An 18,737-nucleotide genomic window follows, 5' to 3' on the forward strand; every position below is an offset into this window, starting at 1 on the left:
ATGCTTGCATCGCGATATAATTTATGGCAAAATTTTTCCCAGTGCAATCTGCGCAGGATGCCATTAATTTAATTTTTGGAGGTTTGATCAATGGAACAACAATCAACTTCCCGCAATCAAAGACAGACAGTTCTGTCAACTAGTGCGGGATTTGCTTTAGAAAATATGGATATCATGTTTCTCTCTTTTGCTCTCACACCTATCATTTCCACTCTTAGGATTAGTGGTGCTGCTGCAGGGTTAATTTCATCAATCACCAATCTTGGAATGTTAGTTGGTGGCGTAATATTCGGTTTATTAGGAGATCGTATTGGAAGGGTTAAGACCTTTTCCTATACGATCTTTATTTTTGCCTTCGCAACTGCTGGCATGTATTTTGCCAAGGATATCGGGGTAATTTATCTATTGAGGTTTATCGCAGGTATTGGAGCAGGTGGCGAATACGGCGTGGGAATTGCGCTAATTGCCGAAAATTTTCCAAAAAATAAGGTTGGCCGCATCACGAGCATTGCTGCTGTTGGCGGACAAGTTGGAGCAATCTTTGCAGCAGTAATGGCGGCGGTCATCATTCCGCGTTTTGGCTGGAACACCTTGTTTCTTTTTGGACTATTGCCTGTCGTTCTAGCATTTCTCGTCCGCCACAGTCTACAAGAAAGCCCCGAATTTCTTGCCAGCCAAAAATCAAATGAAACCAAAGAAAAAATTAGTTTGGCTGAACTTTTTACTACCAAAAAACAATCTTATCAAACGATTGCCTTAATGTTCATGGTTGTTGTCCAGATTGCAGGCTATTTTGGGCTTATGAACTGGCTGCCGTCTATCATGCAAAAGCAGCTTCATATCAACGTCTCTGGCTCTTCAATTTGGATGATTGCCACAATTATTGGAATGTCTATTGGGATGATGGTTTTTGGCACAATCCTTGACCGGCTCGGACCTCGGATGGCTTATAGCATTTTTCTGGTTGGCTCTGCTGTTTCAGTATTTCTAATCACTTTGGCTACCAACGAATTGACTCTGATTTTAGCAGGTGCCGTTCTGGGATTTTTCTCAAACGGCATGTTTGGCGGATATGGAGCCATCATTTCCCGTCTTTATCCAACTCATATCCGGGCCACCGCCAACAATCTAATCGTGAACGTCGGCCGCGCAATTGGCGGCTTCTCCTCTGTCGTCATCGGATTTCTAATGGATCATTCCAATTTAACTGTCACGATGGGTTTTCTTTCCCTGCTTTACGTTTTGAGCCTTTGCGTCATGTTTTCAATCCCTGCCCTTAAAGGACTCAACATCTCAAACAAAGCATAAAAAAAGTGCAATCGCACTATTTGTTTTGCAGATATTTAGCAATTGATAGAGCTTTTGCACCATAAGCGGTCGATGGTCCGCCACCCATTAAGATCGCAACTTTCACTACTTCTGATAATTCTTCAAATGTTGCGCCACTTTCTAAACTGTTTTTCACATGTCCGCGAATACATCCCTCGCAGCGCACAGAAACTGCAATCCCGACTGCAATCAACTCTTTAGTTTTCCTATCCAGCGCCCCAGGCGCCAGCATAAGTTGAGCTAGTTCACCAAACTTAGCCATTTCTTCAGGGAGCGCTTCTTGCAGTACTGCTGACTCCTCTTCTGCCTGTTTGTAATCACTTTGATAATCTACCATAATCGATACCCTCCATATATGGTTAGATTATACTACGAAAGCGCTTTACATGCAATCTATTTCTTTAATTGACTTTACAAAAGCTTTCACAGCCGGTGTCATCACAAAATTTTTGCGCCAGATCAAGAGGTGATCAATTTCTTTGGCTGGTTGAATCGGGACAAAAGTTAATCCTGCTGCAGGACGTTCAACAAAAGAACCTGCTGAACACATTGCATAACCCCAACCGGCCATCACTAGCGGCAAAGTATTGCTTAGTAAATTCTGCGAACCAACAATATTTAATTCGTGGTTAAGCCACGAAACGATTTCTTCTTTAACAATGGTGCGTCGAGGAACTATTAAAGGCAGATCAGCTAATTCAGTCAAGCTGAGGCCTTTTTTTTGCGCCCAACTTGAATTATCTGGTACTACAATGCCCCAATAATCTTTCATCCCTAATTTCAGCTGTTCATACTTTGCTGCCTCAACAGGCGCCAGCAAAAATCCGAGATCGAGCAGTCCATTATCGATCTTCTCGCGAATATCATCACAATCAGCGTCGTATAAACTAAATTTGACGTTAGGAGCGATTTCTTGAAAATTCACAATTGCTTGGCTTAATAACTGAACAATCTTTGATTCAACACAGCCAATCGCGATTTCACCACGCAAATCATTTTCTTGCAAGACGTCACGCTGCGCTTTGACAGATAAATCAATAATTTGTTTAGCTCGTTCTTGAAAAATTTTCCCAGCACTCGTCAACACCATCAGCCGACTCTGGCGCTCAAACAATTGAACATTTAAATCTTTTTCTAATTTCTGAATTTGACGGCTTAAATTTGGCTGAGTAACGTGAAGTTGCCGCGCAGCTTTCGAGACATTGCCCAACTGCGCAACTTTTAAAAAATACTCTAACACTCGTGTTTCCATCGATCAATTCCTTTTATATGCAATTTGGGTATCGTTATCTACTAATTATAAGTATTTTACATCAAAAAACAAATTAGGTAAGATGAGTTCAATCAATAAATAAGGAGCTAATTTACTGTGAAGAATCATAAACTCTTAATTTTCACTTTAGCCTTTGGAACTTTTAGCATCTTAAACACAGAGGTTGGAATTGTTGGAATTTTACCGGTAATCTCGAAACATTTTGGGATTGGAATCAGTGGCGCAGGCTTGTTAGTTAGCCTGTTTGCCTTAACAATTTCCATTTCTGGTCCCATTATGCCAGTCGTGATGGGGAAATTTAAAATCAAACGAGTCCTTCTCTTCACTCTTTGGATCTTCGTTTTATCAAACATCATCTCGGCTAATACCAATAATTTTACGATCGCGCTAATTGCCCGCATCATTCCCGCAATTTTTCATCCTGTCTATTGTTCGTATGCTTTAACTCTTGCGAGCAACTCGGTGGCGCCAAAAGAGGCACCCAAAGCTGTATCGTTGGTTATGATGGGGGTATCTTCTGGGATGGTTGTGGGAACTCCTGTTACCACGATCATTGCCAATCACTTTTCTTATGCCAGCGCGATGTATTTTCTAGCTATCGTTAGTTTATTGTCAGTTATCCTAAATAACCTATTTTTGCCAAAAGACAGTCAGATAACTAAAATAACGAGCAATGAAGTAGCACTTCGACAAGTAATCAAACGGAAAAACGTTTGGGTTTCTGGACTTGCCACCATTAGCTTAGCCGCCGCGATGTCTTGCGTTTATAGCTATGTCTCTGACTATCTTAGCCAAGTTGCTCGCTTTGAGGCTAATCAATTAAGCTCTGCTCTTTTCATTTTTGGACTTGCTAGTATTTGTGGCAATTTCATTGCAGGCTTTGGACTTAGTCGATCTCCCCAAAAATTCGTTGCAATCGCGCCCATCATCTTGGCAATGATTTATATCTTAGAACCTGTGTTGAGCCAGCAATATATTTGGATGTTTGGATTAATTATAATTTGGGGCGCTATTTATGGAATAGGAAATAATACCCAGCAATACTTAATTTCTTCCGCACTACCAAATTCATTAAATCTCGCCAATGGTCTTTTCATCTCACTAGGAAACGTCGGAATTACGATTGGAACTACCATCGGCGGGCTAATTTTGGGCAAATGGGGAATCGGGATTTTGCCACTAGCAGGAATTTTCTTAGCTATTTTTACTTTCTTTATGATCATTTGGCGTAATATTGCGCTGGTTTAATTTCCTCGATTTTGTTATATTGGGTTTAAATAACGTTTAGGAGTAGTATATATGAAAAAAATTGCCGTAATTGGCAGCGCCAATATTGATTTGATTTTGAGCACTGATCGCTTCCCTGCCGCGGGAGAAACTGTTTTAGGAAAAGATTACCAGACCACTTTTGGCGGCAAAGGATCAAATCAAGCGATTGCTATCAACCGTTTAGGTGGTGACGTTAAATTTTTCGTCCGTCTCGGTTCAGACAATTACGGACAACAAATGGCCGCTAACTTTGAAAAAGAAAAACTTGCAACTGCAATCAGCTGGTCAGAGATGCGTTCTGGTTTTGCTACGGTCATCAACTTTGATCACGACAATCGGATTATGGTTTTCTCCGGCTGTAATATGGAGTCGACTCCTGCGTATGAAGATAAAATTATCGCTCAGTTAAATGATTTCGATTTGATCTTACTACAATGTGAGATCGCACCGAGTCTAAATTTTGCGATTGCTAAATGGGCTCACAACGAGGGCAAAACTGTGATTTTAAATCCTGCACCCGTTGATAAATTTGAACCTCGCATTCTACCATTTATCGACTACTTGATTCCAAATGATACGGAAGCGGCGCTAATTTCCAAGCAAAATCCTGCCCCGTCAACGAAAATCATTACCACTAAAGGCAGCCTTGGCGCAACTTTTGTCGAAAATGGACAAGAACATCTAGTTCCCTCATTAAAAAATCTGAACGTTGTTGATACAACTGGTGCAGGTGATGCCTTTGTCGGCGGCTTTGTTTTTGGTCTTTCAAACGATTATCCGCTTAAAAAATGCCTCCAAATCGGCAATATCGTTGGCGGCAAAAACACTGAGGCACTGGGCGCTACAACTGGGTTAATCGATCGAGCCACCCTAGAATCCGAGATCAGTTAAGGACTGATTGAGATCATCTTTTAGCTGAGTAAGTTCAATTGAATTCGGATCGTTGTCTTCAGCAAACATAATTGAACGATCGAGCCACCAAACAGGACCTGGCGGCACAAGATCTCCGGCGTGGCGAGCAAATAAATGCCAATGCAGATGGGCATCTCCATTTCCAAGAAGTTCGTAGTTCATCTGATCAGCTTTAAAAGCCTCACGAACAGCCATTCCCACCAAACTCATTTCATCAAGAAATTTTAATTTTATATTGTAAGGAAGTTGATCAATCTGGGTCACGTGCTCTTTAAATAGAAACAACGTGTAACCTTTAAATTACTGATGATCCCCGATTACAACATATCCCGTCTGTAACTCTCTAACAAAGTATGGGTTTTGTTGGCTTTGGATCAACTCAATTCGACGACAAATTTCACACATTTCTAGCTCCTAATCGACAGCTGCCATTTTTTGGGCAGCTCTTTTACTCTTGAACGTTATAGTTCATAATAAATGAAAAAAGAGTTGAGGAGTTTAATTTTGGGTAAAGAATTAGATAATATGTTAAGTGGAAAGCTGTATCACGCGGGTATTGATCCAATTGCTCGCGAGGCTGGTGCCAGAGCACGACGTTTAAGTAGAACTTTTAACCAAACAACTGAGTTTGATCGAGAACTAAGAACTAAACTATTGAAAGAACTTTTTAAAGCCACTGGCGAGAAAATTTACATTGAACCACCTTTTCACACTGATTACGGTATTCATACTACTATTGGCGAAAATTTTTATGCCAATTATGACTGTATTTTCCTAGACGTTGCTCCGATCACTATTGGCAACAATGTCCTTTGTGGTCCGCGAGTTGGTATTTATACTGCAGGACATCCGGTCGACGCAGAAATTCGTAACTCGGGACTTGAATATGGATATCCGATTGTAATTGGCGATAACGTTTGGATTGGCGGCAACACCGTCATCAACCCTGGTGTAACGATTGGCAATAATGTCGTAATCGGTTCAGGATCGGTCGTAACTAAAGATCTCCCAGATAATGTAATTGCGGTGGGTAACCCTTGCCATGTGTTGCGCCCAATCACTAAAGAAGATCAAATTTATTGGCAAAAGGAAAAAGAACGACGTGAAAATTGATCACATTGAAGTACGAGGCGGCAAAGTCAATAATTTAAAAAACATTGATCTGGATATTCCTCTCAATCAATTTGTCGCTATTTCCGGTCTTTCTGGCTCAGGCAAAAGTTCACTTGCGATGGGAATTCTCTACGCTGAAGGATCACGTCGATATCTTGAAGCACTATCGACTTATACGCGGCGAAGAATCGGTCAAAACAAGCGAACAAATGTCCAAACAGTCAAACACATTCCTGCCGCCCTGGCTTTACGTCAACGACCAACAATTCCAAATGAACGTTCGACAGTTGGTTCACTAACGGAGGTGTTTAATTTAGTGCGGCTAATATTCTCACGGTTGGGCTCTGTTGTCTGTCCTAACGGACATCGACTTGATCCCACGATCAAGATTGCTCAAGCAATGGATTATACCGGTGAACGCATGGGAGTAATCACTTGTCCAACTTGCGCTGTCAAGTTCAAAGCAAAAAGCGCAGAAGATTACGCATTTAACGCTGCAGGCGCATGTTCTGAATGCCACGGACTCGGGGTCACTCGCACATTAGACGAAAGTCGCTTAATTGCTGATGATAATCTTACAATTAAAGAAGGAGCGGTCGCATCTTGGCATCTACCTGGTCGAAATTTCATGCCAACGGTTGCTAGTTACCTTGGCGTCCGAATTGACGTGCCATATAAAGACCTTAGCGCTAAAGAAAAAGAGATCGTTTTACACGGAGAAAGACAGCATGTTGCAATTGAAATTCCAACTGGCAAAGGCCGGATTTTTCATATGGATCATGCTCTTTATGAGAATGCTTATAATGCAGTTTACGACTCGCTAAAAACGAGAACCAATGAACGTTCAATTGCGCAAATCAATAAATTTTTCCATTTTTCAACCTGTCCAGTTTGTCACGGTTCAAGGCTAAATCCCGAACTTCTAACGACTCTCGTCGCAGGTCTTAATATTGCCGAAGTTGCCGAACTAGAACTTGGGCAACTTCCAGCTTGGGAAGAAAAAACTAAAAACTCTCTTCCTGCTAATATGAAAACACTGGCTGAAACACTTTTTGCCGATTTCGACGACAACCTGCGCCCGCTAATTGAATTGGGACTTGATTACCTTAATTTAAACCGCAGCGGCAACAGTCTTTCAACCGGTGAATTACAGCGCATCCAGTTGGCTCGAACTTTAAGAACTGAAACAACGGGCGTGCTTTACGTTTTAGACGAGCCTTCAATTGGATTACATCCGGCAAATATCGAAGGTTTGCTTCACGTTCTACGCTCCCTTGTCGCCCAAGGCAACTCTCTGGTTGTCGTTGATCACGAAGTAGATCTAATCGCGGCTTCTGATTGGATTATTGAAATTGGTCCTGGCTCGGGAGATGCAGGGGGGCAAGTCATTGCATCCGGCACTCCGAAATATTTACCTAAGAATCCTCTATCTAAGATTGGTCCCTTTATTTCAGGTAAAGCAGATATTCTAATAAACAAAAAGCCAGCTGAAAATATCACGTCAGCTAGAACTCAAATTGAGATTAATGATCATTTTAATCTCCACAATTTGAAAGTTTCCATCCCTGAACAACAAATTACAGCTGTTACAGGATTTTCGGGTGCCGGGAAAACTACTCTGATTCTTGATAGTCTTGTACCATCGATTAAATCTCCGCATAATCTTCCGGCACATGTTGATAAGCTTCAAACCAATCTAAAAAACGTCGTAAGCGTTGATGCAAGTCCTGTGGGCAAAAATTCTCGTTCAACCGTTGCAACATATACCAAAATAATGGACAACTTACGCAAACTTTTTGCCGACTTACCGGATTCAAAAAAGCGCAACTACACAATTAGTAGTTTTTCCTACAATAATAAAGAAGGAGCTTGTCCTCATTGCGGCGGAGTTGGGACGATTAGTTTAGATATCCAATTTCTGCCCGACTTAGAGGAAGTGTGCCCTTATTGTCAGGGAACACGCTTTAATCCCGAGATTCAAGAAATTAAATGGAACAATTATTCAATTGTTGATCTTTTGAATTTATCAGTTACTGAAGCCCTCCCCGTTTTGGCCGAAATTCCGCCAATTGAACAAGTTCTAAAACAATTAAAGGCTGTCGGCCTTGAATATCTTCATCTCGGTGAAACGACTCCTAGTTTATCTGGTGGCGAAGCACAAAGACTTAAAATAGTCAAACATCTCAATAAGAAACAGCAAAATACGCTTTTCGTTTTTGACGAACCGACTATTGGACTTCACCCACTAGATGTTCAAGTTCTTCTTAAAATTATCGAGCGTCTTTGCGATAATGGCGCAACAATAATCGTTATTACCCATGACCTTGACTTGATGATTAATGCAGACGAGTTGCTTGACCTAGGTCCGCGCGGGGGTGACAGAGGTGGCAAAATTGTGGCACAGGGTAATCCGCTAGATTTGATTAAGAGCCCTCAAAGTCTAACCACTCGTTACTTAGCAGCTCATGCTAATAAATTCAAACTTTTCTCTTATAAAAGATAAGTAAAAAATATTAGAAATATCCTTTTTTCTCGAAAACTAACTTTCGATTTAAGAGGATGTTTCTTTATTTTTTTGGAAAAACATAAAAATTATTATGGAAATCCGAACTAAAAAAAAGGAATAAACAGTTATACTTAAAGGGAAAGTAGATCGGAAACCGTATTTTATCTTTGACATTAACTTGCGGGAGAAACATCACCTGATAAAAAATGGCCTAAATGATCTGAAATATTATTTTTGAGGAGAAAAATTATGTATAACGTACCCAAGAGAAAACGACGCAAAAGACAAGTACCAAAAGTATTGCTCTATTCAGCGACTGTCTTAACGGTTACAAGTACCAACGTATTACCTGCTGTCAGTGTTTTTGCTGAATCACAAACACCTACTAAGCAAAATGAACAAGATAATTCTGAGCTTTTACAGCAAGAACCACTTGCGCAAAATCAAGATGATTCTAATGAACCAGCTCAGTCAGAAGAAGCAAGCAGTGAGCAAACAGCTAATTATACCGTTATCTATAAAGATGAAAACGGAAAAATTATTAATATTAATGATCATTTTAGCTCAGAGGCTGGTAATGATGTCAGCACTTTGATTGCCAATGACGTTACAAAATTAACTGGTAACTGGGAATTAATCGATCCCACTTCTTCAATTATTACGCCAGTTTCTAGTAAAACGCCAATTGAAGTCACACTTAAACAGCAAGACCAACCAAACGCTGAACAAGAAGCACCCGAAACGCCTGCTTCTTCAAACCAACAAGTTGAACAAAATGAAGCTGAATCTATCCAAGAGAAAGATGAGACCCCTATTGCTGCTAGTGCAAGCGAATCTCAAGAAACTAAGGTAGAAACGCCAGCTCCAGAAAACAATCAACTGCAAAGCCAAAATATAACACCTAAAGCAGCAGTTAGCAATAAAATTGCTATTGTTTTAAACGGTGCTACTCTGGAAACAATTACTGTTTCTGGTGAAGAAGGCTCCTCAATAAACTTAAACTCATGGATTCCAAGCGGTTATGCACTAACGGATGATTATAAATTTAAAGCTGATAACACTAATCAAACCGTTGAAATATTGAAGGTTGACGACCCTTCTTTTGTCAAAAATACGATTCAAATTAAAGACTCCAACGGAACCCCGATCGGTGCTGCTTTTGATGTTTACGGTGTTGTCGGTCAAAAAATTAACTTTGGAATTTTCCTTGCCGATGGTTACGATCCAATTGACAACAACACGGTTTTTGATTATTCACAAGGAGTTCGTGACATTAGCGTCAAGGTGAGTTCATCTCCTAATTCTCAGCGTGTAACTAACGAGGTTCAGTTTACAATTGATGGCACAAACGTTGGTAATACTGTTGAAATCAACGGTCGACTGGATGACGAAATGAATTTAAGCCAGTGGATTCCGAGCGGTTATAAAACTACGACAACTCCTCATTTTAATGACGGAATTTCGACTCAAAAGATTGCACTTGAGAAAATTAGCAATGCTTCATTTAAGAAGAATACGATTCAATTTAAAAATGGCAATGCCAATGTTGGTAGTTCTTTTGACGTATTTGGAACTTCTGGGGATTCAATTAATTTTGGAATCTTCATGCCTGAAGGATACAACATTCCAAGTGTAACTTTCGATGAATCCACATCAACTCGCGATATTTCTCTGACGGGAAACAATCAAGTAACTAACATTTTGAGCTTTAAAGAAAACGGAAACGTTGTATCAACAATTCCAATTTCAGGCAAAAAAGGAACTACTTTAGACATCACAAGATTGTTGCCTGAAAACTATGAGATAGTTAATTCAGGTGATAATGTTGTTACTTTCGACGATGCTGTTTTAAATAAAGATATTAATATTCAGGGTAAAATTATTCCTAAGAACAGCATTTTATTCGTTGACGATACTACGCAAGCAATTGTTGGTTCGCAGGAAGTTGCAAATGCTCGCTATAACAGTGCAATTACTCTTAATTTACCAACCAATTACCTTTTAAAAAATGACAAAGCAACTTTCGCAGTTGGCGCCGATCAATCAACGATCTCTGTCCCTGTCAAAAAGGATCAAAACCACATTGACAATTACGTGCAATTTAAAGTTGATGGCAATAATTTTGGAGAGAAAATAAAAGTAACTGGTAAATTAAACGACACTATTACTTTTAACAACAACGAAATTCCTAGCGGTTATGAACTTGATGGCACAGCCCCCGTCTTTGCTGCTGATGGATCGACTGTTGAAGTAAATCTAAAGAAATCTGCCGTTGCTGGTAATATTGAGAATACTGTTGAATTTCAAGATCAAAATAACACAACCGTTGGTGGCCCCTATACAGTTAGTGGTGCAAAAGATGCAGCTATTAACTTAGCGAGCTTAATACCTGCAGGCTACGAATTAGTCGGCACCGCTCCGATATTTAATGATACTAACACTTCACACATTGTTAAGGTTAAACTCAGTACGCCAGCTGCTGTTACTAATTACGTGCAATTTACGATCGATGGTCAAGATCAAGGTGAGATGCATGAAGTTTCTGGTAACCCAGGTAGCAAAATCAACCTTTCTTCGCTTATTCCAACTGGCTATGAATTAGTAAATCCAACTCCTACTCCGACGATTGACCCAAATAAGGGAACGATTATTAGAGTAGCAATCATGAAAGCTGGCGTTAGTGTTACTAACCACGTGCAATTTAAGATTGATAACAACAACATCGGTTCTGCAGTTGACGTAACTGGTAAACAAGGCAACAACATGAACTTGTCTCAATACATTCCGTCTGGTTACAAGATTGTAGGAACTCCTGTTCTTGCCGCTGATAACACTACTGTTGATGTTACGCTTCAAGTCGCTGACGCAACTGCACCAAAAAATACAATTCAATTTGTAAATAATGGTGTAAACGTTGGTAGTGCCTTTGATGTCTACGGTCAAAATGGTGCTACGATTCAGCTGGGAATTTTTGCTCAAAGTTACGCTGGTCCAGCGCTTAAAATCGATACTACTAAGTCTAGTCGTCAAATCGACTTCACAAGTGGTCTTGATATTGTTGCTCCTGTTTCAGTTACTAACCACGTGCAATTTAAACTCAATGGTAATAACGTTGGCGCTGCAGTTGACGTAACTGGTAACCAAGACGATAACATGACCTTGACTCAGTACATTCCGTCTGGTTACAAGATTGTAGGAACTCCTGTCCTTGCCGCTGACAACAGTACTGTGGATGTTACGCTTCAAGTTGTAAATTCAACTGCACCGAAAAATACAATTCAATTTGTTGATAATAACGGTGCTAACGTTGGTGCTCCTTTTGATGTCTATGAAGCAAATGGTGCAGCAATTAAGGTCGGCATCTTTACTCCTGCTGGCAAAACTGCACCAAGCTTTAACTTTGACTCCTCAAAGACAGATCGTAAAATCAACATTAATGACGGTACTGATGTTACTGCTTCCGTTCATGTAAAAAATACTGTTCAATTTGTACTTGATGGTGATTCAATTAACAGTCCTGTAGAAGTTGAGGGTAATTCTGGCGAATCAGTTAATTTGACAGACTTGATTCCTACTGGATATGAACTACAGTCCACGCCGGTTTATGGACCAGAAGGCACTGCTCTGAGTGCTGTTTTACAGAAGAAAACTGATCCTTCCTTAATTAAAAACACTTTTACATTTAACACTTTGACAAGAGCTCAAATTGGCTCTGCTGTTGATGTTTATGGTGCCGAAAATGAAACTATTAATTTTGGAATCTTCATGCCAAACGGTTATGAATTATCTGATACTGCACCATCAATAATTAATAGTTCTCAACCGCGTTCAATTAATGTACGGCTTCGCGGCGGATCCCCGATCACAACGGTTACGAACCACGTTCAATTTAAGCTCAATGGTAATAACGTTGGCTCTGCAGTTGACGTTACTGGTAACCAAGGCGACAACATGACCTTGACTCAGTACATTCCGTCTGGTTATAGTATCCAGGGAACTCCAACATTAGCTGCTGATAACACTACTGTTGATGTTACGCTTCAAGTCGCTGACGCAACTGCACCAAAAAATACAATTCAATTTGTAAATAATGGTGTAAACGTTGGTAGTGCTTTTGATGTCTACGGACAAAATGGTGCTACGATTCAGCTGGGAATTTTTGCTCAAAGTTACGCTGGTCCAGCACTTAAAATCGACACAACGAAGACTAGTCGGCAAATCGACTTCAACTCCGGTCTTGATATTGTTGCTCCAATTTCAGTTACGAACCATGTGCAATTTAAACTCAATGGTAATAACGTTGGTGCTCCAGTTGATGTAACTGGTAACCAAGACGACAATATGAACTTGTCTCAGTACATTCCGTCTGGTTATAGTATCCAGGGAACTCCAACATTAGCTGCTGATAATACTACTGTTGACGTTACGCTTCAAGTTGTAAATGCTAACGCATCAAAGAATACAATTCAATTTGTTGATAATAACGGTGCCAACGTCGGCGATCCGTTCGCCGTTTATGCTAACGATGGTGACCCGATTAAACTCGGAATTTTTGCGCCAGCTGGCTTTACAGTCCCAAGTTTTAACTTTGATGCTTCTAAAACTGACCGAGAGATCGATGTTACTACGGGACAAGATATTACAGCTCCAAACTCAGTTACTAACCACGTGCAATTCAAGATTGATGGCAACAATATTGGCGATCCGATCGATATAACTGGGAATGTTAACGACACTATGAATCTAAATAACTACATTCCATCCGGCTATAAAATATCAACCATGCCAACAATTGTTGCAGACGGAAGTAATATTGATGTCACACTTGAAGTTATCAACTCAAGTGCGGCCAAAAATACAATTCAATTTGTCAACAATGGCGCTAACGTTGGCAATCCATTCGATGTTTACGCCAACAATGGGGATCCAATTAAGTTAGGAATTTTTGCACCAAATGGCTTTACTGTCCCAAGTTTCAATTTTGATGATTCTAAGACTAACCGAGAAATTGACGTTAATTCCGGTCAAGATGTAGTTGCTCCTGTTTCAGTTACTAACCACGTTCAATTTAAGCTCAATGGCAATAACATTGGTGCTCCAGTTGACGTTACTGGTAACCAAGACGACAATATGAACTTGTCTCAGTACATTCCATCTGGTTATAGTATTCAGGGAACTCCAACGTTAGCTGCGGATAACACTACTGTTGACGTTACGCTTCAAGTCGCTGACGCAACTGCACCAAAAAATACAATTCAATTTGTAAATAATGGGGTAAACGTTGGTAGTGCTTTTGATGTCTACGGTCAAAATGGTGCTACGATTCAGTTAGGAATTTTTGCTCAAAGTTACGCTGGTCCAGCACTTAAAATCGACACAACGAAGACTAGTCGACAAATCGACTTCAACTCCGGTCTTGATATTGTTGCTCCTGTTTCAGTTACGAACCATGTCCAATTTAAAGTTAATGGTAATAACATTGGTGCTCCAGTTGATGTAACTGGTAGCCAAGGCGACAACATGACCTTGACTCAGTACATTCCATCTGGTTATAGCATCCAAGGAACTCCAACGTTAGCTGCGGATAACACTACTGTTGACGTTACGCTTCAAGTCGCTGACGCAACTGCACCAAAAAATACAATTCAATTTGTAAATAATGGGGTAAACGTTGGTAGTGCCTTTGATGTCTACGGTCAAAATGGTGTTGCAATTCAACTTGGAATTTTTGCTCAAGGTTACGCTGGGCCAACGCTTCAAATTGATACTACGAAGACTAACCGGCAAATTGATTTTACGAGCGGTCAAGATATTACTACTCCTAATTCAGTTACAAATCATATCCAATTCAAAATTAACGGAGTCAGTGTTGGTGCTCCTGTGAACATTACTGGTGCTGTTGGCGATAATATGAACCTAAGCCAGTATATCCCTTCAGGATACAATGTAGTTGGAACTCCACAACTAGGGGCTGACAACAGCAATGTTGATGTTTCGCTCCAAGTTGCTGACGCTACTGTACCAAAGAATACAATTCAGTTTGTCTCAAATGGTGCTAACGTTGGGAATGCCTTTGATGTCTACGGTCAAAATGGTGATGTCATTAACCTCGGAATCTTCAAAGGTAGTTATGCGGGTCCTGATCTACGTATCGATAGTACGAAGACTAATCGGCAAATTGACTTCTCAAGCGGTCAAGATGTTGTTGCTCCTGTTTCAGTTACTAACCACGTTCAATTTAAACTCAATGGTAATAACATTGGTGCTCCAGTTGACGTTACTGGTAACCAAGACGACAATATGAACTTGAATCAGTACATTCCATCTGGTTATAGTATTCAGGGAACTCCAACATTAGCTGCGGATAACACTACTGTTGACGTTACGCTTCAAGTCGCTGACGCTACTGCACCAAAAAATACAATTCAATTTGTAAATAATGGTGTAAACGTTGGTAGTGCTTTTGATGTCTACGGACAAAATGGTACTACAATTCAACTTGGAATTTTTGCTCAAAGTTACGCTGGGCCAGCACTTAAAATCGACACTACTAAGACTAATCGGCAAATCGACTTCAACTCCGGTCTTGATATAGTTCCTAGCCCAGTTCAAGTCACTAAGACGGTTAAATTTACTGATCCAGATAATAATGTTCTCAAAGAAGAAACTGTCACCGGTGCCAAAGATTCCACTAAAGACATTAGCAGCCTTGTTCCAGACAATTATGAACTAGTCAATGCTACTGACAAAGATATTACTTTAACTGACGACGGACAAGCAATTGTACTTCAAGTCCAAGGCAAAGAGTACAATAATACAATTTCGTTTGTTGACGAGACTACTCAGCAGAATCTTGGCTCACAATCTGTTCATGGACGCTATAACACTGCAATTACTGATTCGCTTCAAGTTCCTACCGGCTATAAACTACAGAATCCAGGAATTGCTAGCACCCTTAAATTTGGCGCCAGCAATGCTGAAATCAAGGTTTCTGTTGTCAAAGACGAAAACCACGTTACTAACCAAATCCAATTTACGGTTGATGGAGCTAATCATGGTGCTCCAGTAGAAGTATCTGGTAACCTAAACGACGTAGTTGACATCGCTAGTTTAATGCCAAATGGTTATGAATTGAGCGATCCTTCGTTAGTCGTTAAGCTGGTAGCTAATGGTACAACTCAAACTGTTGCCATCAAGCAAAGTACTCCCGCTCCAAATAGTGTTACTAATACCATCAAGTTCCAAACTGCCGATGGTGTCCAAGTTGGTCAGTCGGTTACAGTTACTGGGCTAACCAATGACATCATCAATCTTTCAAGTATGATTCCTACGGGTTACGAATTAGTCGATCCTTCTGCGGTTCATAAAATTGGAGCTGCTGATGAAACAATCACTATTAACATCAAAAAGATCTCAACTGCAGTCGATAATTACATTCAATTTACCGTTAACGGTACCGATTTTGGTAGCATGATCAAAGTTAATGGCGAACCGGGATCAAACATTAACGTGGCTTCTCACCTACCAGCAGGCTACGAATTAGTAGATCCAGCAGCAATTGTCAAAGTCGACTCATCTAACGGCAAAATTGTGAAAATTGCCATTAAGAAAACTGCTGTTGCTGTAACCAACACTGTTAAAATTACTGATCCAGAAGGCAATGTCTTAACACATCAAGACTTCACAGGAAATCTTGACGACACGCAAGATATTAGCAGCCTCCTGCCAGAAAATTACGAATGGATTAATAATAGCGATAAAACAGTGACTCTTGGGACCAATGGTCACGTAATCACTGTTCAAGTTCAGGGTAAAGAGTATCATAACGAACTGAACTTCATTGATGACGAGAAACAAACACTTGTCGGCAAACAAGATATCACTGGTCGTTTTAACACGATGATTGATACAAGCTCGCTCAATATTCCAGCTGGCTATAAGCTGAAAATCTCAATGTCTCGTGGTGCAAGTGGCGTCAGAATCGGGGTTAACGACGCAAAAGTCACCGTTCATGTCGAAAGAGATGCAACCCAAGTATCAAACCAGATTCAATTTACAGTAAACGGTACTAACTTGGGAGCACCTGCAACGGTAACGGGTAAAGTTGGTGATCCAATTAGTCTAACTTCCCTTATTCCCAACGGTTACGAATTGGTTACGCCAAATTCTAGTTTAACTTTTGCAGCTGATGGTACAACTCAGACTGTTGCACTAAAGAAGAAAACTGCTTCCGTAAATGATGTTACCAACACCATCAAATTCCAGTTAGCTGATGGCACTGCAGTTGGAACTCCATTAACAGTTACTGGTCAAACCAATGACGTCATTAACCTTGCGACAATGATTCCTGCTGGTTACGAATTAGTTAATAAATCAGACGTCCATAAGATTGGTGCTGCCGATGCTACGCTAACAATCACTGTTCAGAAAATTTCGACTGCTGTTGATAATTACGTTCAATTTACAGTCAACGGTACTGACTTCGGTACGATGATTACAGTTAATGGCGAACCAAATTCAACTATCGATCTTTCAAATAAGATTCCAGCTGGCTATGAATTAGTCGATAAAACTACTCATCTTAAGATCGATGCTACCAATGGTAAAATCATCAAAGTCGCAATCAAAGGAGTCGCAGTTAAAAATACCGTTAACATTACTATCAATGGTCAACAAGTTGGTTCTGTCAGTGTGTCTGGTAACCAATTTGACAACATCGACCTCAGTTCATTCCTTCCTAGTGGCTATGAAGTAGCTTCGACACCTACATTGAATGCCGACGGAACAGTTCAAAACGTTGCAATCCAAAAGAAAAATGATTCGACGTTAATTGAATATAAAGTCAATTTAACATCGACGGATGGTTCAATAAATAAAGAAGTTAAGCTCTATGGTAAACCAGGTGATCCAGTCAAACTGGGAATCTTCGTACCAACTGGTTACACTGCACCAACAAATGCTAAATTTGGTGCAGCAGGTGTGCCTCTACCTATCCAGTTAACGAAGTCTGGTACGCCAGCACCAACGATGGGAACTAATTATCTTCAGTTCACTGTTGACGGAGTTAACTATGGTGATCAAGTTAAAGTAACTGGCACCATCGGTAGTGCAATTAAGATCAGTGACTTCATTCCAAGTGGTTATGAATTAGTTGACAAAAATGCGAGCGCATCAATTGACAGTAGTGCAACGGTCTACAAGATCGCAATCAAAAAGACTAATGCTCCAATTGCTACTACTAACTACGTTCAATTTACCGTTAATGGTATCAACTACGGAGCTGCAATCAAAGTAAGTGGAAATATTGATGACGTTATCAATTTAACCAGCCTGATTCCAAGCGGTTATGAACTAGCAACAACGCCAACTACAATTAAATTTGGGTTAGAAGGAACTACTCATCGCGTAGAACTAAAACAAACTACTAATACTCAAACTGTTGAGAATTACCTCCAATTTACAATCGATGGTCAGGACTACAGCATCAGAATTGCCAGAACTGGAAAACTAGGCGATAAATTAGATCCTACTCCGTGGATCCCTGCTGGTTATGAGCTGGTTGATAAAACGACTCCTCTTCAATTCCAAGCTAACGGAACAGTTCAACGAATTGCTCTTCAAAAATCAACTACTCCAGCTAAAACTACAGTTACTAATTGGATTCAATTAACAATGGATGGCACGGCTCTTGGGAGCCCGATCAAAGTAACGGGCACAACTGGTAATCCAATTACCCTCAGTAGCGTAATCCCTGCTGGTTACGAACTCGTTAATAAAGCTACTACCATGAACTTTGGTAGCGACGGCGATGTTTATCAAGTTGCAGTTAAGAAATCAATAACTCCAACGCCAGCACTATCAACTGTTCAGAATTATATTCAATTTACAGTCGATGGAAAAGATTTCAGTTCTCAAATTCTGAGAACAGGTAAATTAGGTGATGTAATTGATGTCGCTTCATTGGTTCCAGCAGGCTATACTTTAGCTGATAAGAATCTTACCTACCGTTTTGTAGAGGATGGAACGATCCAAAGAATCGCCCTTCAAAAACTTGCAGGTGCAACTGACCCTGCTAGTAGTTTTAATGCTAAAAAAGCAGCAGATCCTGCCAGCAAAACTTACAGCGATCCAGCTGATCCAGCAAGTTCAACTACTCGCAAACAAGCATCCCTACCTCAAACGGGAAGTGACGAGATTCAAGCTGCTGCACTAAGTGCTTTAGGAGTCACAACTGCAGGCGCCGCTGCTCTGTGGTTCAGCTCAAGAAGAAAACGACTTCAAAAAATTCGCAGCATTGAACATTCAGGCAAATAGAAACTAAAAAAACTGAAGCTA

At 40.4% G+C, this 18,737-nt stretch carries 8 protein-coding genes and 1 pseudogene; 6 read left to right on the forward strand and 3 right to left on the reverse strand.

The genetic code is table 11. The features are described from left to right. The first annotated feature begins 90 nt into the window (after positions 1 to 90). A complete protein-coding gene (locus tag R8495_RS09090) occupies positions 91 to 1,308 on the forward strand; it encodes an MFS transporter (RefSeq protein WP_317635159.1) in 1,218 nt (405 codons plus the stop codon). A gap of 16 nt (positions 1,309 to 1,324) precedes the next feature. Here the strand turns inward: R8495_RS09090 and R8495_RS09095 are convergent, their stop codons facing one another. Then, positions 1,325 to 1,666, reverse strand: a complete 342-nt coding sequence (locus tag R8495_RS09095; protein WP_317635160.1) for a carboxymuconolactone decarboxylase family protein — start codon at positions 1,664 to 1,666, stop codon at positions 1,325 to 1,327. Between the two features lie 45 nt (positions 1,667 to 1,711). Further along, entirely contained in the window at positions 1,712 to 2,581 is an 870-nt protein-coding gene (locus tag R8495_RS09100; RefSeq protein ID WP_317635161.1) for a LysR family transcriptional regulator, read from the reverse strand. Positions 2,582 to 2,698: 117 nt separating this feature from the next. Between R8495_RS09100 and R8495_RS09105 the strand changes: the two genes are divergently transcribed. Continuing rightward, complete coding sequence (locus R8495_RS09105; protein WP_317635162.1) at positions 2,699 to 3,850, forward strand: MFS transporter; 1,152 nt, start codon at positions 2,699 to 2,701, stop codon at positions 3,848 to 3,850. A gap of 51 nt (positions 3,851 to 3,901) precedes the next feature. Then, positions 3,902 to 4,762 carry a ribokinase gene (locus tag R8495_RS09110; RefSeq protein WP_317635163.1) on the forward strand — a complete coding sequence of 287 codons (861 nt, stop codon included), beginning with the start codon at positions 3,902 to 3,904 and terminating at the stop codon, positions 4,760 to 4,762. On the opposite strand, the pseudogene R8495_RS09115 reads toward R8495_RS09110, so the two are convergent. Further along, positions 4,742 to 5,188, reverse strand: a pseudogene (locus tag R8495_RS09115) (HIT family protein). The gene R8495_RS09110 and the pseudogene R8495_RS09115 sit on opposite strands and share 21 nt — an antisense overlap. A 99-nt stretch (positions 5,189 to 5,287) precedes the next feature. On the opposite strand from R8495_RS09115, the gene R8495_RS09120 reads away from it, so the two are divergent. The 3 genes from R8495_RS09120 (at position 5,288) to R8495_RS09130 (ending at position 18,716) form a co-directional block, all read left to right on the forward strand. Beyond that, complete coding sequence (locus tag R8495_RS09120) at positions 5,288 to 5,896, forward strand: sugar O-acetyltransferase (protein ID WP_317635164.1); 609 nt, start codon at positions 5,288 to 5,290, stop codon at positions 5,894 to 5,896. Next, a complete protein-coding gene (locus tag R8495_RS09125) occupies positions 5,826 to 8,399 on the forward strand; it encodes an excinuclease ABC subunit UvrA (protein WP_317635165.1) in 2,574 nt (857 codons plus the stop codon). The genes R8495_RS09120 and R8495_RS09125 overlap by 71 nt, the downstream gene beginning before the upstream one ends. Before the next feature lie 252 nt (positions 8,400 to 8,651). Beyond that, the gene (locus tag R8495_RS09130; protein ID WP_317635166.1) at positions 8,652 to 18,716 is read left to right on the forward strand and encodes a beta strand repeat-containing protein; all 10,065 of its coding nucleotides are present in this window, start codon (positions 8,652 to 8,654) and stop codon (positions 18,714 to 18,716) included. The last annotated feature ends 21 nt before the right edge of the window (positions 18,717 to 18,737 follow it).

It is taken from the genome of Xylocopilactobacillus apicola, from assembly GCF_033095985.1.
Taxonomy (GTDB): domain Bacteria; phylum Bacillota; class Bacilli; order Lactobacillales; family Lactobacillaceae; genus Xylocopilactobacillus; species Xylocopilactobacillus apicola.

What these genes read in the sequence shown, in the direction of transcription:
- R8495_RS09090 (WP_317635159.1), top strand. Translation starts at nt 91, where the DNA reads ATGGAACAACAATCAACTTCCCGCAATCAAAGACAGACAGTTCTGTCA.
- R8495_RS09125 (WP_317635165.1), top strand. Translation starts at nt 5,826, where the DNA reads ATGTGTTGCGCCCAATCACTAAAGAAGATCAAATTTATTGGCAAAAGG.
- R8495_RS09100 (WP_317635161.1), bottom strand. Translation starts at nt 2,581, where the DNA reads ATGGAAACACGAGTGTTAGAGTATTTTTTAAAAGTTGCGCAGTTGGGC.
- R8495_RS09130 (WP_317635166.1), top strand. Translation starts at nt 8,652, where the DNA reads ATGTATAACGTACCCAAGAGAAAACGACGCAAAAGACAAGTACCAAAA.
- R8495_RS09110 (WP_317635163.1), top strand. Translation starts at nt 3,902, where the DNA reads ATGAAAAAAATTGCCGTAATTGGCAGCGCCAATATTGATTTGATTTTG.
- R8495_RS09095 (WP_317635160.1), bottom strand. Translation starts at nt 1,666, where the DNA reads ATGGTAGATTATCAAAGTGATTACAAACAGGCAGAAGAGGAGTCAGCA.